Annotated in this window: 25 protein-coding genes, 2 rRNA genes and 2 other annotated features; all 27 genes read right to left on the reverse strand. The window is 47.2% G+C overall.

From position 1 onward, the window contains the following. Nucleotides 1-50: 50 nt before the first annotated feature. Nucleotides 51-3,578: a DNA-directed RNA polymerase subunit beta gene (gene rpoB / locus BLQ44_RS14465; protein WP_093194610.1), complete on the reverse strand. Its 3,528-nt coding sequence runs from the start codon at nucleotides 3,576-3,578 to the stop codon at nucleotides 51-53. Nucleotides 3,579-3,952: 374 nt separating this feature from the next. Then, nucleotides 3,953-4,555: a class I SAM-dependent methyltransferase gene (locus BLQ44_RS14470; RefSeq protein ID WP_093194611.1), complete on the reverse strand. Its 603-nt coding sequence runs from the start codon at nucleotides 4,553-4,555 to the stop codon at nucleotides 3,953-3,955. 81 nt (nucleotides 4,556-4,636) lie between these two features. Next, a complete protein-coding gene (gene rplL, locus BLQ44_RS14475; protein WP_093194612.1) occupies nucleotides 4,637-5,002 on the reverse strand; it encodes a 50S ribosomal protein L7/L12 in 366 nt (121 codons plus the stop codon). 34 nt (nucleotides 5,003-5,036) lie between these two features. After that, nucleotides 5,037-5,537, reverse strand: coding sequence for a 50S ribosomal protein L10 (gene rplJ, locus BLQ44_RS14480; RefSeq protein ID WP_093194613.1), 501 nt, complete (start codon nucleotides 5,535-5,537; stop codon nucleotides 5,037-5,039). Nucleotides 5,538-5,571: 34 nt separating this feature from the next. Further along, nucleotides 5,572-5,713: a sequence feature (ribosomal protein L10 leader region), on the reverse strand. A gap of 45 nt (nucleotides 5,714-5,758) precedes the next feature. Next, nucleotides 5,759-6,460: a 50S ribosomal protein L1 gene (gene rplA / locus BLQ44_RS14485; protein ID WP_093194614.1), complete on the reverse strand. Its 702-nt coding sequence runs from the start codon at nucleotides 6,458-6,460 to the stop codon at nucleotides 5,759-5,761. Nucleotides 6,461-6,706: 246 nt separating this feature from the next. Next, nucleotides 6,707-7,132 (reverse strand): 50S ribosomal protein L11, encoded by a 426-nt coding sequence (gene rplK, locus BLQ44_RS14490; protein ID WP_093194615.1) that lies wholly within the window; start codon nucleotides 7,130-7,132, stop codon nucleotides 6,707-6,709. Between the two features lie 148 nt (nucleotides 7,133-7,280). Beyond that, the gene (nusG, locus tag BLQ44_RS14495; RefSeq protein ID WP_093194616.1) at nucleotides 7,281-7,817 is read right to left on the reverse strand and encodes a transcription termination/antitermination protein NusG; all 537 of its coding nucleotides are present in this window, start codon (nucleotides 7,815-7,817) and stop codon (nucleotides 7,281-7,283) included. Nucleotides 7,818-7,939: 122 nt separating this feature from the next. Beyond that, nucleotides 7,940-8,113, reverse strand: coding sequence for a preprotein translocase subunit SecE (gene secE / locus BLQ44_RS14500; RefSeq protein WP_093194617.1), 174 nt, complete (start codon nucleotides 8,111-8,113; stop codon nucleotides 7,940-7,942). Nucleotides 8,114-8,137: 24 nt separating this feature from the next. Further along, nucleotides 8,138-8,287, reverse strand: a complete 150-nt coding sequence (gene rpmG / locus BLQ44_RS14505) for a 50S ribosomal protein L33 (protein ID WP_093194636.1) — start codon at nucleotides 8,285-8,287, stop codon at nucleotides 8,138-8,140. Between the two features lie 70 nt (nucleotides 8,288-8,357). Continuing rightward, complete coding sequence (gene sigH, locus BLQ44_RS14510) at nucleotides 8,358-8,993, reverse strand: RNA polymerase sporulation sigma factor SigH (RefSeq protein ID WP_093194618.1); 636 nt, start codon at nucleotides 8,991-8,993, stop codon at nucleotides 8,358-8,360. Between the two features lie 103 nt (nucleotides 8,994-9,096). Continuing rightward, the gene (locus BLQ44_RS14515) at nucleotides 9,097-9,606 is read right to left on the reverse strand and encodes an NYN domain-containing protein (RefSeq protein ID WP_093194619.1); all 510 of its coding nucleotides are present in this window, start codon (nucleotides 9,604-9,606) and stop codon (nucleotides 9,097-9,099) included. A 2-nt stretch (nucleotides 9,607-9,608) separates the two neighbouring features. Further along, the gene (gene rlmB, locus BLQ44_RS14520) at nucleotides 9,609-10,352 is read right to left on the reverse strand and encodes a 23S rRNA (guanosine(2251)-2'-O)-methyltransferase RlmB (RefSeq protein WP_093194620.1); all 744 of its coding nucleotides are present in this window, start codon (nucleotides 10,350-10,352) and stop codon (nucleotides 9,609-9,611) included. Beyond that, the gene (locus BLQ44_RS14525) at nucleotides 10,349-10,759 is read right to left on the reverse strand and encodes a Mini-ribonuclease 3 (RefSeq protein ID WP_093194621.1); all 411 of its coding nucleotides are present in this window, start codon (nucleotides 10,757-10,759) and stop codon (nucleotides 10,349-10,351) included. The genes rlmB and BLQ44_RS14525 overlap by 4 nt, the downstream gene beginning before the upstream one ends. Further along, a complete protein-coding gene (gene cysS, locus BLQ44_RS14530; RefSeq protein WP_093194622.1) occupies nucleotides 10,756-12,156 on the reverse strand; it encodes a cysteine--tRNA ligase in 1,401 nt (466 codons plus the stop codon). Before cysS ends, BLQ44_RS14525 begins: the two co-directional genes overlap by 4 nt. After that, nucleotides 12,137-12,817, reverse strand: coding sequence for a serine O-acetyltransferase (gene cysE, locus BLQ44_RS14535; protein ID WP_093194623.1), 681 nt, complete (start codon nucleotides 12,815-12,817; stop codon nucleotides 12,137-12,139). The genes cysS and cysE overlap by 20 nt, the downstream gene beginning before the upstream one ends. A gap of 53 nt (nucleotides 12,818-12,870) precedes the next feature. Further along, nucleotides 12,871-13,082: a binding site (T-box leader), on the reverse strand. Beyond that, nucleotides 13,083-14,549: a glutamate--tRNA ligase gene (gene gltX / locus BLQ44_RS14540; protein ID WP_093194624.1), complete on the reverse strand. Its 1,467-nt coding sequence runs from the start codon at nucleotides 14,547-14,549 to the stop codon at nucleotides 13,083-13,085. Nucleotides 14,550-14,902: 353 nt separating this feature from the next. Beyond that, nucleotides 14,903-15,382, reverse strand: coding sequence for a 2-C-methyl-D-erythritol 2,4-cyclodiphosphate synthase (ispF, locus tag BLQ44_RS14545; RefSeq protein WP_093194625.1), 480 nt, complete (start codon nucleotides 15,380-15,382; stop codon nucleotides 14,903-14,905). 21 nt (nucleotides 15,383-15,403) lie between these two features. Next, nucleotides 15,404-16,078, reverse strand: a complete 675-nt coding sequence (ispD, locus tag BLQ44_RS14550) for a 2-C-methyl-D-erythritol 4-phosphate cytidylyltransferase (RefSeq protein WP_093194626.1) — start codon at nucleotides 16,076-16,078, stop codon at nucleotides 15,404-15,406. A 149-nt stretch (nucleotides 16,079-16,227) separates the two neighbouring features. Next, entirely contained in the window at nucleotides 16,228-17,337 is a 1,110-nt protein-coding gene (locus BLQ44_RS14555) for a PIN/TRAM domain-containing protein (RefSeq protein ID WP_093194627.1), read from the reverse strand. 136 nt (nucleotides 17,338-17,473) lie between these two features. After that, complete coding sequence (radA, locus tag BLQ44_RS14560; protein WP_093194628.1) at nucleotides 17,474-18,847, reverse strand: DNA repair protein RadA; 1,374 nt, start codon at nucleotides 18,845-18,847, stop codon at nucleotides 17,474-17,476. 507 nt (nucleotides 18,848-19,354) lie between these two features. Beyond that, nucleotides 19,355-21,814, reverse strand: coding sequence for an ATP-dependent protease ATP-binding subunit ClpC (gene clpC / locus BLQ44_RS14565; RefSeq protein WP_093194629.1), 2,460 nt, complete (start codon nucleotides 21,812-21,814; stop codon nucleotides 19,355-19,357). Nucleotides 21,815-21,837: 23 nt separating this feature from the next. Next, nucleotides 21,838-22,911 carry a protein arginine kinase gene (locus BLQ44_RS14570; RefSeq protein ID WP_093194630.1) on the reverse strand — a complete coding sequence of 358 codons (1,074 nt, stop codon included), beginning with the start codon at nucleotides 22,909-22,911 and terminating at the stop codon, nucleotides 21,838-21,840. Beyond that, nucleotides 22,911-23,456 (reverse strand): UvrB/UvrC motif-containing protein, encoded by a 546-nt coding sequence (locus tag BLQ44_RS14575; protein WP_093194631.1) that lies wholly within the window; start codon nucleotides 23,454-23,456, stop codon nucleotides 22,911-22,913. Before BLQ44_RS14575 ends, BLQ44_RS14570 begins: the two co-directional genes overlap by 1 nt. 19 nt (nucleotides 23,457-23,475) lie before the next feature. After that, nucleotides 23,476-23,937 carry a CtsR family transcriptional regulator gene (locus BLQ44_RS14580; RefSeq protein ID WP_093194632.1) on the reverse strand — a complete coding sequence of 154 codons (462 nt, stop codon included), beginning with the start codon at nucleotides 23,935-23,937 and terminating at the stop codon, nucleotides 23,476-23,478. A 295-nt stretch (nucleotides 23,938-24,232) separates the two neighbouring features. Next, complete coding sequence (locus tag BLQ44_RS14590) at nucleotides 24,233-24,883, reverse strand: MgtC/SapB family protein (RefSeq protein ID WP_407690378.1); 651 nt, start codon at nucleotides 24,881-24,883, stop codon at nucleotides 24,233-24,235. Between the two features lie 175 nt (nucleotides 24,884-25,058). Continuing rightward, a 5S ribosomal RNA gene (rrf, locus tag BLQ44_RS14595) occupies nucleotides 25,059-25,173 on the reverse strand. Between the two features lie 52 nt (nucleotides 25,174-25,225). After that, a 23S ribosomal RNA gene (locus BLQ44_RS14600) occupies nucleotides 25,226-25,362 on the reverse strand; the annotation flags it as partial.

Raw genomic sequence — 25,362 nt, forward strand, 5'->3', positions numbered from 1 at the left:
TTACCTCCCTTAAAGTCTCCAGGTTTTCCCTAAGCTATTAGTCGCCTAAATTAGCTTTCCATATTCAACTTTTCAGTTTCATTGATCTGGTCTTCTTCAAGATCACGCATTTCAATTTCGGATTCATCGGCAGCCAGAATCTTCACGTCCATACCAAGGCTCTGAAGTTCTTTGATCAATACCTTGAAGGACTCAGGAACACCCGGCTCCGGAACGTTGTCTCCTTTGACGATCGCTTCGTACGTTTTCACACGTCCGACAACGTCATCAGATTTAACGGTCAGAATTTCCTGGAGTGTATAAGCGGCACCATAAGCTTCCAGTGCCCATACTTCCATTTCACCGAAACGCTGTCCACCGAATTGAGCCTTACCACCAAGCGGTTGTTGCGTTACAAGGGAATAAGGACCTGTAGAACGAGCGTGAAGCTTGTCGTCTACCATGTGGGAAAGCTTGATCATATACATGACACCTACAGAGATCCGATTATCGAACGGTTCCCCTGTACGGCCATCGTATAGGATGGTCTTCGCATCACGAGGAAGTCCTGCCTCCCCGAGCGTTTCCCAGACGTCTTCTTCACGGGCACCATCAAATACAGGGGTCGCAACGCGTTCCCCGAGCTGTCGTGCCGCCATTCCGAGGTGCAGTTCAAGCACCTGTCCGATGTTCATACGGGAAGGAACACCAAGCGGGTTAAGCATGATGTCTACCGGTGTACCATCAGGAAGGAAAGGCATGTCTTCTTCAGGAAGAATCTTCGAAATGACACCTTTGTTTCCGTGACGTCCGGCCATTTTATCCCCTTCTGAAATCTTACGTTTCTGGGCGATATAGACACGGATGAGCTGGTTGACACCAGGAGGAAGTTCGTCTCCGTCTTCACGGTTGAAGATCTTCACATCCAGTACGATACCACCTGCACCGTGAGGCACGCGAAGAGACGTATCTCTCACTTCACGGGCTTTCTCACCGAAAATAGCATGGAGAAGACGTTCTTCAGCTGAAAGTTCCGTCACCCCTTTTGGAGTAACCTTACCTACAAGAAGATCTCCATCGCTCACTTCAGCACCCACACGGATGATACCGCGGTCGTCGAGGTCACGAAGGGCGTCCTCACCGACGTTCGGAATATCGCGAGTGATTTCTTCCGGTCCAAGCTTCGTATCACGAGCTTCGGACTCATATTCTTCAATATGAATGGATGTGTACACATCATCTTTCACGAGACGTTCGCTCATGATGACGGCATCCTCATAGTTATAACCATCCCATGTCATAAAGGCGACGAGAGGGTTCTGGCCAAGCGCCAGTTCTCCCATGTCCATGGAAGGACCATCAGCAAGGATTTCCCCTTTGTCGACTCTGTCTCCTTTAGAAACGATCGGACGCTGGTTGTAACAGCTTCCCTGGTTGGAACGGATGAATTTCTGAAGACGGTATTTATCAAGGTCGCCTTCGACTTCTTTTCCGTCCACTTCAGAGATGCGGCGCACGTGGACTTCTTTCGCTTCCACCCGCTCTACGACACCAGGATGGCGGTTGATGACAGCAGCACCGGAATCCTTGCCGGATACGTATTCCATCCCGGTTCCTACGATAGGAGCATCCGGCTGGATCAAAGGTACCGCCTGACGTTGCATGTTCGCACCCATAAGAGAACGGTTGGAGTCATCATTCTCAAGGAATGGAATACATGCTGTCGCAGCAGATACGACCTGCTTCGGCGATACGTCCATGTAATCGAGACGATCACGGCTGACCGCTGTGTTTTCCCCGCGGAAACGGGCGATAACTTCAGGGTCTGTGAAAGAACCGTCTTCTTCAAGCTTCGCGTTTGCCTGAGCAACTACGTAGTTATCCTCTTCATCTGCAGTCAGATAGTCGATAAACTCCGTAACACGTCCCGTTTCATGGTCTACGCGGCGATACGGCGTTTCGATGAAGCCGAATTCGTTCACTTTCGCGTAACTGGAAAGGGAGTTGATCAGACCGATGTTCGGACCTTCCGGCGTTTCGATCGGACACATACGCCCGTAGTGGGAATAGTGTACGTCACGTACTTCAAAGCCGGCACGTTCACGCGTCAGACCACCGGGTCCGAGAGCTGAAAGACGGCGCTTATGCGTAAGCTCGGCAAGCGGGTTCGTCTGGTCCATGAACTGAGAAAGCTGGGAACTACCGAAGAACTCTTTGATCGACGCAATCACTGGTCGGATGTTGATCAGCTGTTGCGGCGTGATCGAAGATGTGTCCTGGATAGACATACGTTCCCGAATCACACGTTCCATACGGGATAGACCGATACGGAACTGGTTCTGAAGCAATTCTCCTACACTACGGAGACGACGGTTACCAAGGTGGTCGATGTCATCCGTATTCCCTACCTTATGAAGAAGGTTGAAAAAGTAACTGACGGACGAAACGATGTCAGCCGGTGTAATATGCTTCACATCTTTATCGATGTTCGCGTTACCGATGACATTGATCGATTTCTCACCTTCCGGATCGGTAGGATCGACGATTTTTACCGTCTGTACATTTACTCCTTCATCCATTACGCCATCGGAAGGGTGCAGCTCATCTTCTGCAAGTGCGCCTTCCTCCTGATCGAAGTAAGGAATGAGTTTATTAAGAAGGCGACGGTCGATCTTGTCCCCTTTTTCAGCAAGCACTTCACCTGTCTCTTCATCTACAAGCGGCTCTGCAAGAACCTGGTTGAAAAGACGATCTTTGATATGAAGTTTCTTATTCATTTTGTAACGACCGACACGAGCGGAATCATAGCGCTTCGGATCGAAGAATCTGGAAATAAGAAGATTCCTTGCGTTCTCGACCGTAGGCGGCTCACCCGGACGCAATCTTTCATATATTTCAAGCAAAGCTTTTTCGCTATTTTCCGTGTTGTCTTTCTCAAGCGTATTTCTCAAGTATTCATTGTCCCCTAGCAGGTCAATGATTTCCTGATCGCTTCCGAAACCTAACGCACGAAGCAGAACAGTGATCGGAAGCTTACGGGTACGATCGATACGTACGTGGACTACATCTTTGGCATCTGTTTCAAACTCGAGCCAAGCGCCGCGGTTCGGAATGACAGTCGCTGTATAACCACGCTTCCCGTTCTTATCCACTTTATCGTTGAAGTATACACTAGGAGAACGCACAAGCTGGGAAACGATGACACGTTCCGCACCGTTGATTACGAATGTCCCTGTATCTGTCATCAGAGGGAAATCTCCCATGAAGACTTCCTGTTCTTTCACTTCGCCGGTTTCTTTATTGTGAAGACGAACCTTCACACGAAGAGGCGCGTTATACGTAACGTCACGATCCTTCGATTCTTCTACCGGATACTTCGGCTCTCCGAGACTGTAATCTACGAATTCCAGGGATAGATTCCCCGTAAAATCCTCTACAGGAGAGATATCCTGGAACATTTCCTTCAAACCTTCTTCCAGGAACCAATCATAAGAAGCCGTTTGAATCTCAATAAGATTCGGCAACTCTAAAACTTCACTAATACGCGCGTAACTTCTACGCTGGCGGTGTCGTCCATATTGAACTAGTTGACCTGTCAACAGATTCACCCCTCAAACAAGCATGATATTAACAAATCTCACGGCACATACATGCCGAAAAAACTTGCTTACTTAAAACTTTGGCAAGTAAATATATAGTAAACATTCGCTATTTTGCGAATGATTCTTCTTCATTTCTCTCTAACGTTAGACAAAAAAGAAAAAAAGGCTTTCCTTCAAGAAAGGTGACATACGTATAATTCATTGAAAGTCTACGTACTTTTACTATTAAGTAAATTGCCTCCTCTACTTTTCTCGAAAACCTCATATCTTACAAACATCTTCAATTGTAATTAAGCCAGAACCAAAAAAAGTGCTTGACACCTGTTTTTTCTACCGGCATTTTATTATATTACCACATACAAAATTGCGGGTCAAACCTTTTTTGCTTTGAAAATATAATAACCCTTGACTTTCTTGATTAAACGTACGTCTTCAAAAAGTTCTTTCATTTTTCTCTCGGCAGAAGGTGCCCCCTGTTTCTTCTGGATGACCACCCATAGCTCTCCACCTTCTTTCAGAACTCCTGCGGCATCTTCGAAGATCCGGTGCACAACTTCTTTCCCCGCACGGATCGGAGGATTGGTCAACACTGCAGCGAAAGAACGCTCTCTTACAGCAGCCGCCCCGTCACTTTCAATAACCTCGACGTTCGTCACATCATTCTCCTCAGCATTCGCCTCCGCCAATTCAAGGGCCCTCTCATTCACATCCACCATCACTACTCTGCGGGTGGTCGTTTCTTTTGCCAGTGATAAGCCGATCGGTCCATAACCACAGCCGACATCCAACAAATCACCTTCAATCGGTGGAAACTCGAACGTTTCAATGAGCGCACGCGAACCGAAATCCACTCCATCTTTGGAGAAAACGGCATGATCGGAGAAGAACGTAAACTCCCGTCCTCTTAATGAGGCTCCCCATACTTTCCGTTCACTTGCCTTCTTTGTCTTCTTAGAATAATAGTGCTCTGTCATAAGTCAGACCCCTCTTCGTAAAATTCTAAAGACAAATAAAAGCCCGCCGGAAACAGCGGGCTTTTATTGCAAGTCTGACAATTACTTAAGTTCGATTGTAGCGCCTGCTTCTTCGAGCTGAGATTTAAGTTCTTCAGCGTCTTCTTTAGAAAGGCCTTCTTTAACAGGTTTCGGAGCGTTGTCAACAAGGTCCTTAGCTTCTTTAAGTCCAAGTCCAGTTGCTTCGCGAACCGCTTTAACAACCTTGATTTTAGAGCTTCCTGGGTTTTCGAGTACTACGTCGAATTCAGATTGCTCTTCTTCTGCTGCTTCTGCAGCACCTGCACCTGCTGCTGCTACTGGAGCTGCTGCGGATACACCAAATTCTTCTTCGATTGCTTTTACAAGATCGTTAAGTTCAAGAACGGACATTTCTTTGATCGCTTCGATGATTTGTTCGTTACTCATGATATTTCCTCCTTCAAGGGGTTAAATTTTATGCTTACGCACTTTCTTCTTCTTTTTGATCAGCTACAGCTTGAGTAGCATACGCGAAGTTGCGGATTGGAGCCTGCAACACGCTCAAGAACATAGATACAAGACCTTCGTAATTTGGAAGCTCTGCAAGTTCTTTGATCTGCTCAAGTGTCGCTACTTCACCTTCGACTACGCCGCCTTTGATTTCCAAAGCTTCGTGGTCTTTCGCGAAGTTGTTCAACACTTTTGCAGGAGCTACAACGTCTTCGTTACTGAACGCAAGAGCAGTCGGTCCGACGAGAACTTCATCAAGTCCTGTCAGTTCCGTTTCTGCAGTCGCACGACGAACCATCGTGTTTTTGTAGATCTTGAATTCAACACCAGCTTCGCGCAATTGGTTACGAAGCTCTGTCGATTCCGCGACGTTCAACCCGCGGTAATCTACAAGCACTGCAGATTTGCTATTGCGGAACTTATCAGCAATTTCAGAGACGACCTGTTGCTTTTGCTCGATTACTTTGCTCATCGTTCCACCTCCTATAGACTGACATCATACCGTTTGGTGCAAAGAAAAATCCTCCATGCACCGAGACACGGAGGATCACCACGGAACGGAAAACCATTCCTTTATAAGCGAACACCTCGGCAGGAAATTAAGCACTTCTGTGCGCCTGCTGTCTACGGTACAACGTATTCATTTATACAACACGATTGATTATATCTAATCTTATCTAGGAAGTCAAGAATTTATTTTTTAACGTAGCCTGCGATATCTACTTTGATTCCAGGTCCCATCGTTGCTGATACAGCAGCGTTCTTCATGTAAATGCCTTTTGTAGCCTGAGGCTTCACTTTAAGAAGTTCTTCTGTAAGAGCATCGAAGTTTTCTTTCAATGTTTGCTCATCGAAAGAAGCTTTTCCGATCGGAACGTGGATGTTCGCAGATTTGTCTACGCGATATTCAACTTTACCAGCTTTGATTTCCTGGACAGCTTTTTCGATTTCGAAAGTAACCGTTCCAGTTTTAGGGTTCGGCATAAGGCCTTTCGGTCCAAGGACACGTCCAAGTTTCCCTACTTCAGCCATCATGTCAGGAGTGGCAACTACCACATCAAAGTCGAACCATCCCTGGTTGATCTGATTGATAAGGTCCTGCTCTCCTACAAAATCAGCGCCTGCTGCTTCTGCTTCTTTCGCTTTGTCACCTTTAGCGAAAACGAGAACGCGCTGTGTTTTACCTGTACCGTGTGGCAATACCATTGCACCACGGATTTGCTGGTCTGCTTTCTTAGGATCTACTCCCAGACGAAAAGCAGCTTCTACTGTTTCATCAAAGTTCGCTTTAGCCGTTTGCTTTGCAAGGCTTACAGCTTCACTTGCTTCATATGCTTTAGAACGATCAACAAGCTTTTCGATCTCTTGTTGTCTTTTTGATTTATTGTTAGCCATTTCTTTTCCTCCTCGTTGTGGTTTTAGCGGTTGGACCTCCCACGATTGCACACCTTACGCCACATGGCGAAAGGTCCCTGTGACTGCCAGGCATACGCCGGGCACGAAACAGGCTTTCCCCGCAGTCCCTACGGGGAAAGTTCCATGCTTCCCATCAAGGGAAGCATTTTGGCCTGTAACACGATAAAGGTTGCGAAAGAAGGGTTATCCTCACTCGCAACCTTTGCATCCTTAAGAGCTGCTTACTCAGTCTTCGACTGTAAGTCCCATGCTGCGCGCAGTACCTTCTACCATACGCATTGCAGCTTCGACATCAGCAGCGTTCAAATCAGGCATTTTCGTTTCTGCAATTTCGCGAACCTGTTCACGTTTAACAGAACCTACTTTATTGCGGTTCGGCTCTCCGGAACCAGACTCAATCCCTGCTGCTTTCTTCAAAAGAACGGCAGCTGGCGGGGTTTTCGTTACGAATGTAAATGAACGGTCTTCAAATACCGTAATTTCTACCGGAATAATCATGCCCGCTTCGTCTTGCGTACGAGCGTTGAACTCCTTACAGAATCCCATGATGTTGATACCAGCCTGACCTAGAGCAGGACCTACTGGCGGTGCTGGGTTCGCTTTACCTGCAGGAATTTGAAGCTTAACTACATCAATTACTTTTTTAGCCACGAGACACACCTCCTTAAAGTCCGTGATGTGGTAATAGGGGTTTTCCCCTCCCACTCTTATGCAATCATCTCATTCATTTGAGACGTGCAAATAACATAGAAATTCTATCATCTAACTTGAACATTTGCAAGTAGAGAATGTAACTTCTTTATAATTTGTCGATTTGGGAAAACTCGAGTTCCACCGGTGTTTCCCGTCCAAACATGTTCACATGGACTTTCACTTTCTGTTTATCCAGATCGATGTTTTCAATCGTACCTGTGAAATTGGCGAACGGTCCATCGGTCACTTTGACGTGTTCTTTCACTTCGAAATCGATATCCACGTTCTGTTTTTCACTCATACCCATACGCTTCAATTCACGTTCTGCTTCTTCTGGTAGAAGAGGGATAGGTTTTGACCCCGAACCTGTCGAGCCGACGAATCCTGTAACGCCGGGAGTGTTACGTACTACGTACCAGGAATCATCTGTCATGACCATTTCTGCAAGTACGTAACCCGGGAATACTTTCTTCTTTGAAACTTTCCGCTTCCCGTTTTTGATTTCTGTTTCGTCTTCTTCAGGAACAATGACGCGGAAGATCTTATCTTCCATCCCCATAGACTCAACGCGTTTCTCTAAATTCGTCCGAACTTTATTTTCATATCCTGAGTAAGTGTGGACAACATACCATCTTTTTTCCATGTGGTGGGGACAAACGCTTTGTCCTTCCCTCCCTTATTTATCTTGTTTGAACTGGAAAAAACCCGCCGAACGGGTTTTCCATGCATCTTCTATCTTCAAATCTAAAGAACAGCACAACTTGCTTAACCCGTTATGAGTTCTAGCGCCTGGGAAATCCCAAGGTCTACAATTCCGAAGAATATCGCGACGAAAGCCACCGTCACAACAACGGTAATCGTGTACCGTGTCAGCTCGTTACCCGTAGGCCAACTGACTTTCTTCATTTCACGGGATACGTTTTTCAAAAATGTAATCATTCTGTGACACCCCCAAACTCCCTCTTACTTCGTCTCCCGGTGAAGTGTGTGCTCTCCGCAACGTTTGCAGAACTTCTTCACTTCTAACCGGTCGTTCGTACTTTCTGCTTTCTTATGGGTGGAATAATTTCGACTGGAGCATTTAGTACAAGCCAGAATAACCTTTTTTCTCAACATCAACGTCCCCTTGTGCAGAGGTTTTAGTCACTTCTCCTAATGTAGCACGGTTACAATGGAGTGTCAATTACCCTTTGACCGCCATTTCTTCTGCCTCCAAATGCTTCTCCATCTTCTTCTTCACCCGCTGCAGAGCATTGTCGATCGATTTCACGTGACGGTTCATTTTTTCAGAGATCTCCTGATAAGAGTCTCCGTCCAGATACAAGGCAAGCACTTCTTTCTCGAGATTGCTCAGCAATTCTTCCATTTTTCCTTCGATATTCACAAAGCGCTCTTTGTGGATCATCATCTCTTCCGGGTTGATCGTTTCTGAACCCATGACGACATCAAGGAGTGTGCGGTCGGATTCTTCATCATAAATAGGTTTATCCAGTGACACATAAGAATTAAGCGGAATATGTTTTTGACGGGTAGCAGCTTTGATCGCTGTGATGATTTGCCTGGTAATACAAAGCTCTGCGAATGCTTTGAAGGAGGAAAGCTTGTCCCCCTGGTAATCGCGGATGGCCTTGTACAACCCGATCATGCCTTCCTGGACGATGTCCTCGCGGTCCGCCCCTATGAGAAAGTACGTCCTCGCTTTCGCACGGACAAACCCTCTATATTTTTGGATCAGATAATTCAAAGCGTCACTGTCTCCCCTATTGATGCGAGCAAGTACCTGCTCGTCATCCAAATCCTGCAATTGAAGTGTTTTCATGCCCGTCCCTATGCCTCCTAAGTTGAATCAGGATTTCCAAAACCGAACTTCCTAAATATAGAAACATTATATAGTAAGCGCTTCCTTACCGTCAACACACTGTTCACTTATCTCCGCGTCGCCATTTTTCAAAAGCTTCCCGTACGTCTTTGTTCAGAGGAATCTTGGGAGTGTACGTTTCTGTCGTTCTTTCCGCTACGTCTTCTTCAATCGACTTCTGCACATTCTTCATTTCGATATAAAGTTCTCTCGCAGAGATCCGGTATGCTCCCTGGGCGAAAATCACCCGCTGCTGCGCATAGTCCGAAGTCGCTACGTACACTTGTGTCCTTACATCATTGAGCGAGCCGGCGAGCTTCTCGATCCGCTCGTCCGCCGTTTCATTTTCCTTCGTGTAAATGACTTCGACTTTGTAATTCTTCTGTTTTCTCTCAAGCGCCCGGACGTGATAAGCGTCGAATACGACGATGACCCTGTCCCCTTTGTAAGATTGATACTCCGCCAGCATCTCCACCAGAAGATCACGGGCCTGGGATAGATCACTATCCTTCAGCTTTTTCAGCTCCGGCCAGGCGCCGATCATATTATAGCCGTCGACCAACAGGACATTCATCGTCATCCACCTACCGGATGACGTTTCCTGAACACTTCATACATCAATAGCGAAGCCGTGACAGAAGCATTCAGGGATTCCACGTGGCCGGTCATAGGGAGACGGATGAGCCAGTCGCATTTCTCTTTGGTCAGCCTGCTCATTCCTTTTCCCTCGTTGCCGATGACCAGTGCGAGAGGAAGTGTGCCGTCCAGCTGACGGTAATCTTCCTCTCCATCCGCTGCCGTACCGACGACCCATACGAACCTTTCTTTCAGTTCATCGATCGTCCTGGCCAGGTTGGTCACCCGGACGACAGGCACATGTTCGATAGCTCCGACAGATGTCTTTGCGACCGTTCCCGTCAATCCTACAGATCGACGTTTCGGAATGATGACTCCGTGAGCCCCCGCGGCATCAGCGGTACGCAGAATAGAACCGAGGTTATGCGGATCTTCGAGTTCATCAAGAATCATGAAAAAAGGAGCCTCCCCTTTTTCTTCGGCACGTGTGAACAAGTCTTCAAGGTCACTGTATTCATAAGCTGCTACAGCAGCCGCCACGCCCTGGTGATTCCCTTCCACCAGCTGATCGATTTTTTGCTTCGGCACCCGTTGCACAAGAATATTATGCTTCTTCGCGGTCGCTTCGATCTTCTTGATCGCCTGCTGCTGCAATTGTTCCGAGACGAACACTTTATTGATGGGCCTTCCTGCTGTGATCGCTTCCTGTACTGCATTTTTTCCTATTATCCACTCACTGCTCATGCTTCTCCCTCCTTTTCTTCTATGCTTCTGATGGCTCCGTGGGCCAGCTCGGAAAGCCTTTCCTCTTCTCCGGCAAGATACAAATACCCGAGAACCGCTTCGAAAGCCGTCGCATAACGATAGGTGAGCACATCTGTGTTCTTCGGAATGGATCCGGACTTCGCATTTTTCCCTCGCCGGAATACAGAACTCTCACGTTCCCCAAGTATCTCCTGGGCCGCCCATTCTTTCGCTACGAAGGACTGGGCTTCTGCTGATACGAACCGGACAGCGGACTGGTGAAGCTTCTGCGGTTGAATCGTCCCTTTCACCAGAAGATGTTCGCGGACGTACAGGTCGTGGATCGTATCTCCCATGTAGGCGAGAGCAAGGCTTTTCATTTGATGAGCATTTTCCACCTTTGTCATGCCCGTTTCCACCTGGTGCCCTGAGACGTATCTTCGAGAACGATCCCTCGGTCTTTCAGATCGTCGCGAATCTGGTCGGCTTTTTGGAAGTTACGATCTTTCCTTGCCTGCTCCCTTTCTTTGATCTTCGCTTCGATCTCCTCATCCAGCAGTTCTTCCGTCGTTTCTATTTCGAGACCGAGCACCCCGGTCAATTCCTTCAATAGTTCTGCATAGGCATCCAGAACTTCTTCATCCGTCTGATCCTTCTGCAGGTAAAGATTCGCTGATTTCGCTATGTCGAAAAGAACCGCGATGGCGTTAGCTGTATTGAAATCATCATCCATCTCTTTGATGAATCGCCGCTTCAGACCCCGGATCTCCTCGAGCCATTCGTCTTTATCCTGCGTGAGATTCATACTGGTATCCTTGCGATGCTTCGCATTTTCATAAGCATTCCTGATCCGCTCAAACCCATTTTTCGCGCTCTCCAGAAGACTCGCACTGAAGTTGATCGGATGACGATACTGTACACTCAACATGAAAAAGCGGATCATCTGAGGGTCATGCTGCTTGATAAGATCATGAGCAAGAACGAAGTTTCCGAGCGATTTCGACATCTTCTCGTTCTCTATATTGATATACCCATTATGCATCCAATAACGCGCGAAGTCTGTCTCATTATGCGCTTCGGATTGGGCGATTTCATTTTCGTGGTGAGGAAACGTGAGATCCTGACCGCCCGCATGGATATCAATCGTATCGCCGAGATATTTTTTCGCCATCGTCGAGCACTCGATATGCCAGCCCGGGCGTCCTTCTCCCCAGGGGCTTTCCCAGCGGATTTCTCCATCTTTCGCTTCTTTCCACAGCGTGAAGTCGAGCGGGTCTTCTTTCTTTTCTCCGACTTCAATCCGCGATCCGGACTGGAGTTCATCGACGGACTGGTGCGACAATTTCCCGTAGTTATTGAACTTGCGCGTCCGGAAATATACATCTCCGCCTTCTTCATACGCATATCCCTTATCGATCAGGCTTTTGATGAAAGCGATGATCTCATCCATGTTCTCTGTGACGCGGGGATGATAGACGGCTTCTTTGACACCGAAAGCCCCCACGTCTTCCTTGTAAGCTTCGATGAAACGGTCCGCAATCTGTGGCACTTCTTCTCCCAGTTCATTGGCAGCTTTGATCAGTTTGTCATCTACATCCGTGAAGTTCAGGACATATACCACTTCGTACCCTCTATACTCGAAGTAACGTCGTACGGTATCAAATACGATCGCGGGTCTTGCGTTTCCGATGTGAATATAGTTGTATACGGTAGGCCCGCACACATACATCTTCACCTTGCCTTCTTCGATGGGGGTGAATGCTTCCTTTTGTCTCGTCAGGGTATTATAAATTTGTATGCTCATGATCGTCACTCCTTTTTCTTTCGATATTCAGCTCTTCGCACATCTGTTTGATTTCCTCTTCCATTTCATTAAGCCTGTCGTAAACAGGGTCCGGCAATTTGTGATGGTCCAGGTCTTCTCTCGCTTTCTCCACTTTCTTTCCGTTCTGGACAACCACACGCCCAGGGATACCGACTACTGTCGAATTTTCCGGTACTTCATGCAGTACGACAGAACCGGCTCCTACTTTGGAATTCTCTCCGATCGTAATAGAACCGAGCACTTTCGCTCCCGTCGCTACCAGCACGTTATCATCAAGGGTAGGGTGACGTTTCCCTTTTTCTTTTCCTGTACCGCCGAGTGTGACCCCCTGGAAGATCGTGACGTTATCGCCGATTTCACACGTTTCTCCAACCACTACTCCCATCCCGTGATCAATGAAGAACCGTCTGCCGATGGTGGCACCCGGATGGATTTCGATACCGGTGAAAAAACGGCTGATCTGGGATATGACTCTTGCGATGAAAAAGAATTTACGCTTATAAAATCCATGAGCGATTCTATGGGACCAGATCGCATGCAGGCCGGCATACGTAAGAATCACTTCCAGATAGGAGCGGGCAGCCGGGTCCTGGTCGAAGACGACGTCTACATCTTCTTTGAACATTTTGAACATCCCCATGATACTTCCTCCTTTTACCTGACTTAGTAAAAAAAGCGCCTCTGTGCCCTAAGCACAGAGACGCTCCCACGTGGTTCCACTCTGTTTGAAAGAAACGATCTTCTTTCTCTCTTTCTTCGATAACGGGAAGTGACCGCTTCGTCTACTCACTTCGACGGAAGGCTCCGGGGTGCATTTCAGAAACGTTTCTCAAAACCGGTCTCAGCCACTCCGGTTCTCTCTGTGTGAAAAACTGCTTCCTACTTCTCCCCGTCCTCGCTTTGCTTTATTTCAATTTATCCAGTACATTCTCCAGGCGAGCAGAAACCGTTTCGTATCCGAGCAGGTGAATCGCATTCGGAAGTTCCGGTCCATGCGTCTGGCCCGTCGTCGCAACGCGGATCGGCATGAACAATTTCTTGCCTTTGTGTCCTGTTTCTTTTTGGACGGCTTTCATCTGCGGTTTGATGTTCTCCGGCGTGAAGTCTTCAAGCTGATCAAGATTACGCTTGAATGCTTCGAGCACTTCCGGTACTTGTTCCCCGCTCAGAACTTCCATCGCTTCTTCGTCGTAGTCGATGGTCTCTTTGAAGAAAAGTTCCGTAAGCTCTACGATCTCCGCTCCGTAATTCAACTGCGGCTGATACAGACGGATAAGCTCTTCCGCCCATTTCTGTTCTTCTTCGGAGCGCTTCTCTGATATTCTTCCCGCTTTCTCCAGGTGAGGAATAGTCATATCGAGAATTTCCTCGAATGTCAGCTCTTTGATGTACTGATTGTTCATCCACTTCAGTTTAGCAGGGTCGAATACTGCCGGAGATGTAGATAGACGATCCTGGTCGAAAATATCGATCAGTTCCGCTTTGGAGAAGAGTTCTTCTTCCCCTACCGGCGACCATCCGAGCAACGTGATGAAGTTGAACAACGATTCCGGTAAATAGCCGCGCTCATGATACTGACTGATGAACTGCAGGATATGGTTGTCACGCTTACTGAGCTTTTTCCGATCTTCGTTCAGGATAAGTGTCATGTGTCCGAACTGTGGAGGCGTCCATCCGAACGCTTCATACACCATCATCTGTTTCGGTGTATTGGAGATGTGCTCTTCCCCGCGCAGGACGTGGGAAATTTTCATAAGGTAATCATCGATGGCCGCAGCAAAGTTATACGTCGGCGTGCCATTCTTCTTCACAATGACCCAGTCTCCGAAGTCGCTGGCATCGAAGGAGATATCTCCGCGGACAATGTCCGTAAATGTATACGTCTTGTTCTCTGGTACACGAATACGGATGCTCGGCTCTCTGCCTTCGGCTTCGAACTGTTCCTGTTCTTCTTTCGTCAGATTGCTGTGCGCTCCTGAGTATTTAGGAACTTCCCCGCGGGCTCTTTGTGCTTCCCGCTCTTCTTCGAGTTCCTCTGTTGTCATATAGCATTTGTACGCGAGATCTTTCTTAAGTAACTCTTCCACATATTCTTCGTAAATATGAAGGCGTTGCATCTGGTGATACGGGCCGTAATCGCCGCCGCGTCCGGCTCCTTCATCCCATTCGATGCCGAGCCACTGGAGATAGTCCAGCTGACTTTGTTCTCCACCTTCGACGTTTCTTTTGGCATCCGTGTCTTCGATGCGGATGATGAATGTGCCGTTGTTGTGTTTGGCATATAGGTAATTGAACAGAGCTGTTCTTGCGTTTCCGATATGCAGGTAGCCGGTAGGACTCGGCGCATACCGTACTCTTACTTCATTAGTCATGCTTATTCCCCTTCCTCAGTTTCCGTGCGTCTATTTAAAAGAAATATATGAATTCACTATCGGTATTGCTTGGTTTGCATCCACGGGCTTGTCCATTCTTTACCAGAAGCCCGGGGACCGGAGTCGTACTTAGCCTCGCCTTTTTTCAGGTCCAGTTATGAAGCCCGGAAGTCCATAACATAAGTGGGCTTTCTGGCTCTTCATCAGATCCAGCTGCTTCACCCAGAAACCGGAGCCATAAGTAGCCACGCCTTTTTTGGGAAACCCCACCCAAAAGAAGCCGAGGCTACTTATGACTAAGGTTTCTAAGCGGGGTGATTCCGCTTTTCTTATATTCTACCACGTTTTCTTCCCTATTGTGGACCGTTTTGCAATAGGACAACGGCCTGGGAAGCTATTCCTTCGGAGCGTCCCGGAAAACCGAGTTTCTCCGTCGTTGTCGCTTTCACATTCACCTGGGACACTTCTACGTTCAAGAGTCCGGCTATCGTTTCTCTCATCTCCGAGATATAAGGAGCCATCTTAGGCGCCTGGGCGATCACTGTCGCATCGAGGTTGCCAAGAGTGAATCCTTTCTCTTCTACTATCTTCCATGCTTCCTGGAGCAATTTCCTGGAATCCGCATCTTTGAAGGCACGGTCCGTATCAGGAAAATGTTTCCCTATGTCCCCTTCCCCTATCGCGCCGAGTATCGCATCGGTGATAGCATGCAGTAGCACATCTGCATCCGAGTGGCCGGCCAGCCCTTTTTCATAAGGAATGTCCACTCCTCCGATGATACATTTTCTTCCTTCTGTGAGCTGGTGTACGTCGAATCCTTGACCGATTCTCATCCTGAATCAGCACCTCCCGTATTACTTATTCACGTAAGCCGTCGCTTTCTGTAAATCTTCCGGTGTCGTTATTTTTATATTGTCATAGCTACCGTGCACAATCGATACATCGTACCCGAAACTTTCAGCTAAAGCGGCGTCATCGGTTGCATAAAACCCGTCTTTCTGGGCTTTTTCATGGGCTCTTTTAATTAAATCATAGGAAAACCCCTGAGGTGTCTGAGCCGCCCATAGCTGATCACGATTCAGTGTTTGCAATTTGCCGTCTTTCATCTGTTTCACCGTATCGGTTACCGGAACCGCTAAAAGTGCCGCCTGATCTTCCTGAATCCTCTTCACGAGCTCGTGTACGTTCTCCTTTTTGACGAAAGGCCGTGCTCCGTCGTGAATAAGTACAGGGAGATGAGGATCCGATACTGCCAGCAGCCCCTGATAGACACTATCCTGGCGTTCCTTTCCTCCGTGTACAAGCTTTATCTTCGGCAACTTATACCGGTTCATCAACCCTCTCATATCCTCTTCGTCCGACTCATTGGTCACAAGGATAATCTCCCGGCACTCCTTATCTTTCGTAAAAGCCTGGAGGGTATGTACAATCAAAGGACGCTCCCCTATCATGAGGAACTGTTTGTTGCGCCCTGCGTTCATTCGTTTGCCCTGACCTGCTGCTACTATCACTACTGTATAATTCGTCATCTGTCTCCCCCGAGCATCGATTCTAAGAAACGTTGGAACTGGACATAGTTGATACTCTATCACTTATGTTTTCTTAGCTTCTTTCACAAAATAAAAGCGATAACCTGATGTTATCACTTTTATAGTTCTCTTATTCGTTTATACCTTTTTTATAGTGCTTTTTCAAGGGATTTCGGTTTTGCGAAGATCATACGACCGGCAGAGGTCTGCAAGACACTTGTGACGATGACATCAATCGTATCCCCGATAAACCCTTTTCCTTCTTCGACGACGATCATTGTGCCGTCATCCAGATAAGCGACACCTTGATTCTGTTCTTTCCCGTCTTTGATGACCTGCACCCTCATCTCTTCTCCCGGAAGTACGACCGGTTTCACAGCATTGGCGAGGTCATTGATGTTCAGCACCTGCACTCCCTGGAATTCACAGACTTTGTTGAGGTTGAAATCATTCGTCACCACAATCCCATCCATGACCTTTGCAAGTTTGACCAGCTTGCTATCCACTTCCTGGATATCCTCGAAGTCTCCGTCATACATCTCGACGTTCACAGGAACTTCCCGTTGCAGACGGTTAAGAATATCAAGTCCCCGTCGACCACGGTTCCGTTTCAGTCCATCGGAAGAATCAGCAATATGCTGCAATTCTTCGAGCACGAAATGCGGAATGACAATCGTTCCCTCCAAAAAATTGGTGTCGCAGATATCTGCGATTCTCCCGTCGATGATGACACTTGTATCCAGTATCTTTTTCTTCGGAATCAGAGCAGAAGTCTCCTTCTCTTCTTCCTGACGTGTCGCTTGCTTCAAATCTTCTTCTTTTTCCCGACGCGTCACTGTTAGAAGGTTGATGAATTCATCTTTCCGTTTGAATCCTACCTGGAATCCGAAATACCCGAGAAGAATCGTTACGAAAATCGGAAGCAACTGACTGATGATACGAATCTCGATATCAAGTAAGAGCGTATTGATCAAATAAGCTACCAGCAAACCGACGATAAGACCAAGGCTTCCGAACAATAATTCGCCGACTGGCGCTCCCACTAGGGAATCTTCCGCCCATTTCAAAAGTCTCACAATCGGAGACACAAGCCAAAAAGTTAATAAGAACAATATGAGTGCACCGACAACAGCTCCGATTATTTCCTGTAGCCATGGCTCAAAAGCCCACCCGAACATCGTGAAAATTTCCGGAAGGTATAAATAACCTACAGTACCCCCCGTAATAATAAGACATAATTGCACTACACGTCTTAACACTTTTCTCACCTCCTCTAATCATTATGACCCTAATAAAAAATCATCCATACTTCTTTTTGAAATTTCCCTATCAATTCCCGATAGGACATCTATATTCCAAAAGGAGCGGCACCGGAAAGTCACCAGTACCCTCATTTCAGTTTTCCAATGTAATCTGCATCGCTTCCTTGATCGTTTCCACACCGATCACTTCGATCCCTTCAGGTGCTGTCCATCCTTCCAGATTCTTTGAAGGGATGACGGCACGGGAAAATCCGAGTTTCGCAGCCTCCTGAACGCGCTGTTCGATACGTGAGACACGTCTTATCTCTCCGGTCAGCCCTACTTCTCCTATCAATACATCCGACGCCTTTGGCACCTGATCTCTGAAACTTGAAGCAATACTGATAGCCACACCTAAATCGATTGCCGGCTCATCCAGCTTCACGCCTCCGGCTACTTTCACATAAGCATCATAGTTTTGCAGAAGTAATCCGGCTCTCTTCTCTAAAACAGCCATAAGCAGCGGTACCCGGCTATGATCAAGGCCTGTCGCCATTCGCCTCGGGTTACCGAAAGCAGTGGGTGAAATCAATGCCTGAATCTCTACGAGCACAGGTCTTGTTCCTTCCATGGAAGCAACAACAGTAGACCCCGCCGTGCCTTTCGACCGTTCTTCTAAAAATATTTCTGAAGGATTCAGCACCTCCTCCAGCCCCGCTTCTTTCATTTCGAAAATCCCCATTTCGTGGGTGCCCCCGAAGCGGTTTTTCACACTTCTCACAATACGAAACGTATTATGCTGTTCCCCCTCGAAATAAAGGACAGCATCCACCATATGTTCCAGGAGGCGAGGACCGGCAATCGACCCTTCTTTCGTAACGTGGCCGACGATGAATACAGGGATCCCTTTCGTTTTGGCGATTCTCATCAATTCACTCGTACATTCACGTACTTGAGACACACTTCCGGGTGCGGAAGTCACCTCTTCTTTATAAACAGTCTGGATGGAATCCACGACCAGAAATTTCGGCTCTACACTTTCTATATGCGTGACAATGTGGGCGAGATTCGTCTCTGGAAGAATATAAAGCTGGTCCGAGGTTATGCCAAGACGATCTGCACGCAGTTTCGTCTGTTTCGCTGATTCTTCTCCGGAGATATACAGCACAGGAAGGTCTTTGTCTGCTAATTGAGAGGAAACTTGCAACAATAGAGTTGACTTCCCAATACCCGGATCGCCGCCTATCAAAACCAGCGACCCTCCGACAATACCGCCCCCAAGCACCCTGTTCAGTTCAGGCATTGCTGTTTCTATCCGCGATTCTTCTTTCAATTCGATGGAAGAGATCTTTTCCGGTTTCGATTTCGTTTCGTTAGTTGTCTGGAAAGTGTGGCGGCTGCTCTTCCCGGTAATCGCCACTTCTTCTACGAGAGTGTTCCATCGCCCGCAGGCCGGGCACTTCCCCATCCATTTCGGAGATTCATTGCCGCATTCCTGACAGACGAACGTCGTTTTCTTCTTAGCCAAACCTACATCTCCCCCTATTATCTATTATATACGAAACATCCCCTGAATAAGTTTCAGTGCTATATCAATTCTATTAAAACTTTCTTACGAATGGAAAAGCGGAGACACCTTGCTCAGCCCTTCTCGCATAAGTGAAAATCAGCCTAAAGAAGCGCTCTCCTTCTTTACGGATGGTTTTCACTTATGTCGCTAAGGGCTAGGTGTTGCAGCTAGACATGAAAAGCGTAGAAGCCCTGCCCCAAGGAACGCAAACTTATGCCACACTTCCCACGCTATAAGCCGAGAAAACAGCTCATACTTTACTTATTGGTATACTTTTTTCCCTAACACGGGCAAAACCATCTCATACAGTGATTTATGCTACACTTTCTACCTTCTAATTGATTAAAACATTCCATATCAACGATACCCGCCCCCACGAGATACAAAGGAGCAACCATGGAAGGTAAAACTCTATTCTAATACAAGTAGAAAAAAATCGGAAGGCACATGCCTTCCGATTCAGTCTTACGCTTCTGCTGTCTCTGTAGAAACAACAAATTCATTATTTTCATCCAGATCGATGATTACTTTCTGACCTTTGTGGATGGTTTCTTTCAGCAGTGATTCAGAGAGAAGATCTTCTACGTTCTTCTGAAGAGAACGGCGAAGCGGACGAGCTCCGTATTCCGGATCGAAGCCTTCTTCTGCAATGTGAGAGATGGCTTTATCCGTCAACGTAAAGTCGATTTCCTGCTCCTTGAGTCGGGTTCTCAGCTGATCTGCCATCAGTGTTACGATATCTTTCATGTGTTTCTTCTCGAGAGAATGGAACACAATCGTTTCATCGATACGGTTCAGGAATTCAGGACGGAACGCTTTCTTCAGCTCTTCCGTTACTTTCGACTTCATGTCTTTGTGATCCTGATCCTGATCTCCCATTGTGAAGCCGACATATTTGTTCTGCTTCAATTCCTGGGCACCGACGTTCGATGTCATGATAAGGACTGTATTACGGAAATCGACCACGCGTCCTTTTCCGTCTGTAAGACGACCATCTTCAAGCACCTGAAGCAGGACGTTGAAGACATCCGGGTGCGCTTTTTCGACTTCATCGAGCAATACAACAGAATATGGTTTCTGGCGCACTTTCTCGGTCAGCTGTCCACCTTCATCATATCCCACGTAACCTGGAGGAGAGCCGACAAGACGGGAGGTGCTGTGTTTTTCCATGTACTCGGACATGTCTACACGAATCATAGCATCCTCTTCACCGAACATGCTCTCCGCAAGAGCACGGGCAAGTTCTGTTTTACCTACCCCGGTAGGACCGAGGAAGATGAAGGAACCGATCGGACGTTTCGGATCTTTCAAACCGGCACGAGCCCGGCGGATCGCTTTGGAAATCGAATTGACTGCTTCATCCTGACCGATAACCCGGTTATGAAGCGTCTCTTCAAGGTGAAGGAGACGTTCGCTTTCTTCCGTCGTCATCTTCTTCACAGGAACACCGGTCCAGGTAGAAACGATGGAGGCGATGTCTTCGACAGTGACCTCTGAATCTTCTTGTCCCTGTTTCTCTTTCCATTCTTTCTTCGTTTCTTCCAGTTCATCGCGCAGACGCTGTTCATTATCACGCAGAGATGCTGCTTTTTCGAACTCCTGGCTTTGGACAGCAGCGTCTTTTTCCTTACGAACCTCTTCTAGCTTCTGTTCCAATTCTTTAAGGTTCGGCGGAGCTGTGTAAGAACGCAGTCGCACTTTCGATGCTGCTTCATCAATCAGGTCGATGGCTTTATCCGGAAGAAAGCGATCCGTGATATAGCGATCTGAGAAGCGGACTGCAGATTCGATAGCATCATCTGTGATCGTCACTCTGTGGTGAGCTTCATAACGATCTCTCAGTCCCTGCAGAATCTGTGTGGATTCTTCTGTGGTCGGTTCATCCACCTGGATCGGCTGGAAACGACGCTCCAAGGCTGCATCTTTCTCGATATATTTACGGTACTCATCCATTGTCGTTGCACCGATACACTGCAGATCTCCGCGTGCAAGGGATGGCTTCAGGATGTTCGAAGCGTCGATCGCACCTTCTGCTCCACCTGCACCGATAAGCGTGTGCAGTTCATCGATGAATAGGATGATATTACCGGCCTGACGGATTTCTTCCATCACTTTCTTAAGGCGGTCTTCAAATTCCCCGCGGTATTTCGTTCCGGCTACGACCGTACCCATATCAAGCGTCATGACACGCTTATCGCGAAGAATTTCAGGCACTTCATTGTCGATGATCTGTTGTGCCAGACCTTCAGCTATGGCTGTTTTACCGACACCTGGTTCCCCGACTAATACCGGGTTGTTTTTCGTACGACGGCTCAACACCTGAATGACACGCTGGATCTCTTCACTTCGACCGATAACCGGATCAACGTTGCCTTCTTTCGCAACAGCTGTCAAATCCCTGGCCAATGAATCGAGTGTCGGCGTGTTCTGAGTGCCGCCTTGAGCCTGAGCACCGTTGTTGCCACGGCGTCCCTGACCACCAGTGGACTCATTATTTCCCAGTAACTGCAACACCTGTTGGCGGGCTTTGTTAAGACTTACGCCAAGATTGTTCAAGACGCGTGCCGCTACTCCTTCACCCTCACGGATCAAGCCTAGAAGAATGTGCTCTGTTCCCACGTAAGAGTGTCCAAGCTTCCGGGCCTCATCCATCGAGAGCTCAATCACTTTCTTCGCACGTGGCGTGTAATGAATCGTCTGGGAGACCTGGTCCCCTTTACCGATCAGATTCTCTACTTCCGTCTGAATGGTCTCTGCTTCAAGTCCAAGGGCCGCTAATGCCTTAGCAGCGATTCCCTCTCCTTCTTTCACAAGGCCAAGGAGAATATGTTCTGTTCCAATGTTGTTGTGTCCTAGTCGTACAGCTTCTTCCTGAGCCAAAGCCAATACTTTTTGTGCTCTTTCTGTAAATCTGCCAAACATCATAGTATGTTACCTCCTTTTATGAATCATAAGTCTTCATCTTCAAGATGTATACGCTCGCGGATCAGCGTCGCCCGTTTCACGTCCCTCTCATTCGCATCGAGAGATTCGCCGGCATATCGCTGCAAAAAGCCGGGCTGAGTCAGAATCATCAGCTCATTCAAAATCGTCCGCGGTATATCTTTGATAAACCCGAGATCAATGCCAAGTCGTAAATCCGAAAGACATTCGGCTGCTTCTTTCGATGTGATGATGCGACTGTGTCTAAGTACTCCGTAAGAACGATAAATACGGTCTTCGAGCTGGACAGCCGAACGACTCATCAGCGTCTGCCTGGCTTTCCTTTCCTGCTCAATGAGCTGTCGAACCACGCTGTGCAAATCCTCTACAATATCCTCTTCAGACTTCCCGAGAGTGATCTGATTGGAAATCTGGAAAAGGTTTCCGACAGCCTCACTGCCTTCTCCGTAGATCCCCCGGACTACAAGCCCGAGTTGATTGATCGCCGGAGTCATCCTGTTGATCTGCTGAGTCATCGCGAGAGCCGGTAAGTGCATCATCACGGAAGCTCTCATTCCGGTTCCTACGTTCGTCGGGCAAGCGGTCAAATAACCCCTTTGTTCGTCGAATGCATAGTCCACTTTTTCCTCGAGCCAGTCATCAAGCTGAGATGTCTGTTCAAGCGCCCTATCCAGCTGAAAGCCTGGAAAATAGAGCTGGATGCGGATATGATCTTCTTCATTGACCATGATCGATACTTGCTCATTTTCTGAGATAAGGGTCGCTGAATGCTCTCCCTTCTCCACGAGATGAGGGCTGATCAGGTGCTTCTCGACGAGTACTCTTTTTTCAATGGGTTCAAGTTCATCCATCTTCACCAGCTGGAACGCTTCGTAGTCGCGGAACGATTGACCAGTGAAATTCTCTTCCATATAAGAAAGGACGTTCTGTAAGGGTTCCCCTCCAGCGACTGTCGGAAACGGCTCAGAAGAAAAGTTTCTGGCAAGGCGGATCCGGCTGCTTAAAACGATATCACTATCCGGACCGTCGTGACGCATCCACGGGCTTATCGCTTCATTCATGAACTTCTCCAGGGACATCAGGACTCACCACCCTTCCCACGGTTCAGTTCCTCTTCCAACTTTTTGATTTCATCCCGGATGTTAGCTGCTTCTTCAAACTCCTCGTCTTGGATCAACTGGTGCAATTTCTCTCTGTGCTTCTCTATATCTTTACGGACACCAAGGTCTCCGCCGATACGCTTTGGAACCTTGCCGTGGTGCCTTGTGTTCCCACTGTGAACCCTTCTAAGTATAGGATCCAATCGCTCATCGAACGTTTCGTAACAAGTAGCGCATCCGAACTTTCCTACTCTCGTGAACTCCTGATAGGTGAGTCCGCAAGTCGGACATTGAAGACCTGACTTTGCCTGTTTGCTCTCTTTGAATACCTGGGAGTTATTGCTTCCTTCCATATGAAAGAGACCGGACAACAGATCATTCAAAGAGAAACTCTCTTCCTCATAGTTCATATACCCCTGTTCTTTTGCACATTGCTCACATAAATGAACTTCGTTTTTTTCACCGTTGACCACCTGAGTCAGATGCACGGTAGCAGGGCGCTGCTGGCATCGCTGACATTGCATAACGGCGTCACCCCTTCCCTCACTTATACTTAAGAGTGGATAGCATACTCGTCATAATTCTGGAACGGACCTCGTCTCTTAAAGGTAACGGAAAAGCGAGCACCTTTCTATCAGTGGCGCTCAAGATCAACTCTGATTCTCTTTCCGTAATCACTTCATGTTCTATGAGTCGTTCTATTACATCTGACGCTTTTGTTTGGGAAACCTCAGGCTGTATCAGATACAGGATTTCATCGATCAGCTGGGCGTGCGTCACATGCTGGATACGGCGGATACGAATATATCCACCGCCTCCCCGTTTACTCTCAACTATATACCCTTTTTCCACAGTGAAACGGGTTTTAATCACGTAATTGATTTGAGAAGGAACGCATTGAAATTTTTCAGCTAAATCGCTGCGTTTGATTTCAATGATCTGATGCGGGTTATCTTTTAAAATCTTCTTCAGATATTCTTCGATGACGTCAGATATATTCCGCATAGCCCTCCTCCTCTTCTGACTTTGACTATCTTTGACTTTAATTTTATTATACTCAAAATTAATTATCGTTCAACTATTTTGTTCACATCTCTATGCTTCCCTTTTTTCACTGATGCTAAAACCCCTGGCCACTGTAATCCGAAACCTTTCAGAAAAATAAACGACATCCATTCAATTAGCAAAAATGAGTGCAAAGTATTTTTCCCGTTCTTAAGAGGAAGATGCATAAAGATAATAAAAGGGCGAAGACACCTGCATCTTACAGGCATCCTCCCCCTTTGTTACGTAGATTTCATTAAAATTTATGGAAAACGGAAATTTCCCCGTCCAACTTCCCTATTTCTTCTAATAATGTAGCCTCATCAATAGTGCTCGACTTGGATAATTCCAATACGATCCGAATATCCTCTTCTTTTTTGATTTCCATTTTATCAATGTCTACTTGCAACCCATCCAGAAGATCCAGCAGATCTTTCACATTTTCCTGACGTTGAACTTCAATATGATAGCTACCTCTGGAACCTTGGCGTAAATACTTTTCCTCTACGTTATTCAACACAATCAAACTGAGGAGAACCAGAACAGTCGTAAGTACGGCAACATCATACATCCCGGCACCTACCACAAGACCAATACCGGCGACCGTCCAAATAGAAGCTGCCGTCGTAAGCCCTCTGATCGTTCCTCCATTCACAATGATTGTCCCAGCCCCAAGAAAACCGATACCACTGATTACGTATGAAGGAATACGAGCCGGATCAAAACGGATATTGTCGTACTTCTGTATATAATCTTCAAACCCATAGAGGGAAAGAAGCATCATAATGCACGCTCCGACTCCTACTAGTATATGAGTTCGAAAGCCTGCAGAATGTCTCTTCAACTCCCTTTCAAAACCGATCATACCCGAGAGAAGGAGAGCGACAATCAAGCGAACAAAAAACATGTCCAGATCATCATCGATGATACTTGTGAAGAATTCCTTAAGTTCCTCCATTCTGCTCCCTCCTTGTCTGCCCCTTAATTTCATACCTTTATAGTCCTTACTATAAACTATGATTTTTTCAACAAATCATTCCTATACAAAAAAGCCCAGAGGGGGTGGCCTCTGGGCTTCGTCAATGTGGCAGCGCCCTACTCTCGCGGGGGGTAACCCCGACTACCATCGGCGCTGAAGAGCTTAACTTCTGTGTTCGGCATGGGAACAGGTGTGACCTCTTCGCTACTACCACCACATCACTTTGAAGGATGAACCTTCAAAACTGGATAAGAAACGTTGACCAACGTTATAGAGAAGATCTCGATGGATTAGTATCCGTCTGCTGCACGTGTCGCCACGCTTCCACACCGGACCTATCAACCTCTTCGTCTCAGAGGCATCTCTACAAAGGGAAATCTCATCTCAAGGGGGGCTTCATGCTTAGA

Origin of the sequence: Salimicrobium halophilum, assembly GCF_900100295.1 — a bacterium.
Taxonomy (GTDB): Bacteria; Bacillota; Bacilli; order Bacillales; family Halobacillaceae; genus Salimicrobium; species Salimicrobium halophilum.

Bases quoted from the DNA above. Each gene is read 5' to 3' on its own strand.
- BLQ44_RS14470 (WP_093194611.1), bottom strand. From the start codon at position 4,555: ATGACAGAGCACTATTATTCTAAGAAGACAAAGAAGGCAAGTGAACGG.
- rplL (WP_093194612.1), bottom strand. From the start codon at position 5,002: ATGAGTAACGAACAAATCATCGAAGCGATCAAAGAAATGTCCGTTCTT.
- rplJ (WP_093194613.1), bottom strand. From the start codon at position 5,537: ATGAGCAAAGTAATCGAGCAAAAGCAACAGGTCGTCTCTGAAATTGCT.
- rplA (WP_093194614.1), bottom strand. From the start codon at position 6,460: ATGGCTAACAATAAATCAAAAAGACAACAAGAGATCGAAAAGCTTGTT.
- nusG (WP_093194616.1), bottom strand. From the start codon at position 7,817: ATGGAAAAAAGATGGTATGTTGTCCACACTTACTCAGGATATGAAAAT.
- secE (WP_093194617.1), bottom strand. From the start codon at position 8,113: ATGATTACATTTTTGAAAAACGTATCCCGTGAAATGAAGAAAGTCAGT.
- sigH (WP_093194618.1), bottom strand. From the start codon at position 8,993: ATGAAAACACTTCAATTGCAGGATTTGGATGACGAGCAGGTACTTGCT.
- BLQ44_RS14515 (WP_093194619.1), bottom strand. From the start codon at position 9,606: ATGAATGTCCTGTTGGTCGACGGCTATAATATGATCGGCGCCTGGCCG.
- rlmB (WP_093194620.1), bottom strand. From the start codon at position 10,352: ATGAGCAGTGAGTGGATAATAGGAAAAAATGCAGTACAGGAAGCGATC.
- BLQ44_RS14525 (WP_093194621.1), bottom strand. From the start codon at position 10,759: ATGACAAAGGTGGAAAATGCTCATCAAATGAAAAGCCTTGCTCTCGCC.
- cysS (WP_093194622.1), bottom strand. From the start codon at position 12,156: ATGAGCATACAAATTTATAATACCCTGACGAGACAAAAGGAAGCATTC.
- cysE (WP_093194623.1), bottom strand. From the start codon at position 12,817: ATGGGGATGTTCAAAATGTTCAAAGAAGATGTAGACGTCGTCTTCGAC.
- gltX (WP_093194624.1), bottom strand. From the start codon at position 14,549: ATGACTAATGAAGTAAGAGTACGGTATGCGCCGAGTCCTACCGGCTAC.
- ispF (WP_093194625.1), bottom strand. From the start codon at position 15,382: ATGAGAATCGGTCAAGGATTCGACGTACACCAGCTCACAGAAGGAAGA.
- ispD (WP_093194626.1), bottom strand. From the start codon at position 16,078: ATGACGAATTATACAGTAGTGATAGTAGCAGCAGGTCAGGGCAAACGA.
- clpC (WP_093194629.1), bottom strand. From the start codon at position 21,814: ATGATGTTTGGCAGATTTACAGAAAGAGCACAAAAAGTATTGGCTTTG.
- BLQ44_RS14570 (WP_093194630.1), bottom strand. From the start codon at position 22,911: ATGTCCCTGGAGAAGTTCATGAATGAAGCGATAAGCCCGTGGATGCGT.
- BLQ44_RS14575 (WP_093194631.1), bottom strand. From the start codon at position 23,456: ATGCAATGTCAGCGATGCCAGCAGCGCCCTGCTACCGTGCATCTGACT.
- BLQ44_RS14580 (WP_093194632.1), bottom strand. From the start codon at position 23,937: ATGCGGAATATATCTGACGTCATCGAAGAATATCTGAAGAAGATTTTA.
- BLQ44_RS14590 (WP_407690378.1), bottom strand. From the start codon at position 24,883: ATGTTTTTTGTTCGCTTGATTGTCGCTCTCCTTCTCTCGGGTATGATC.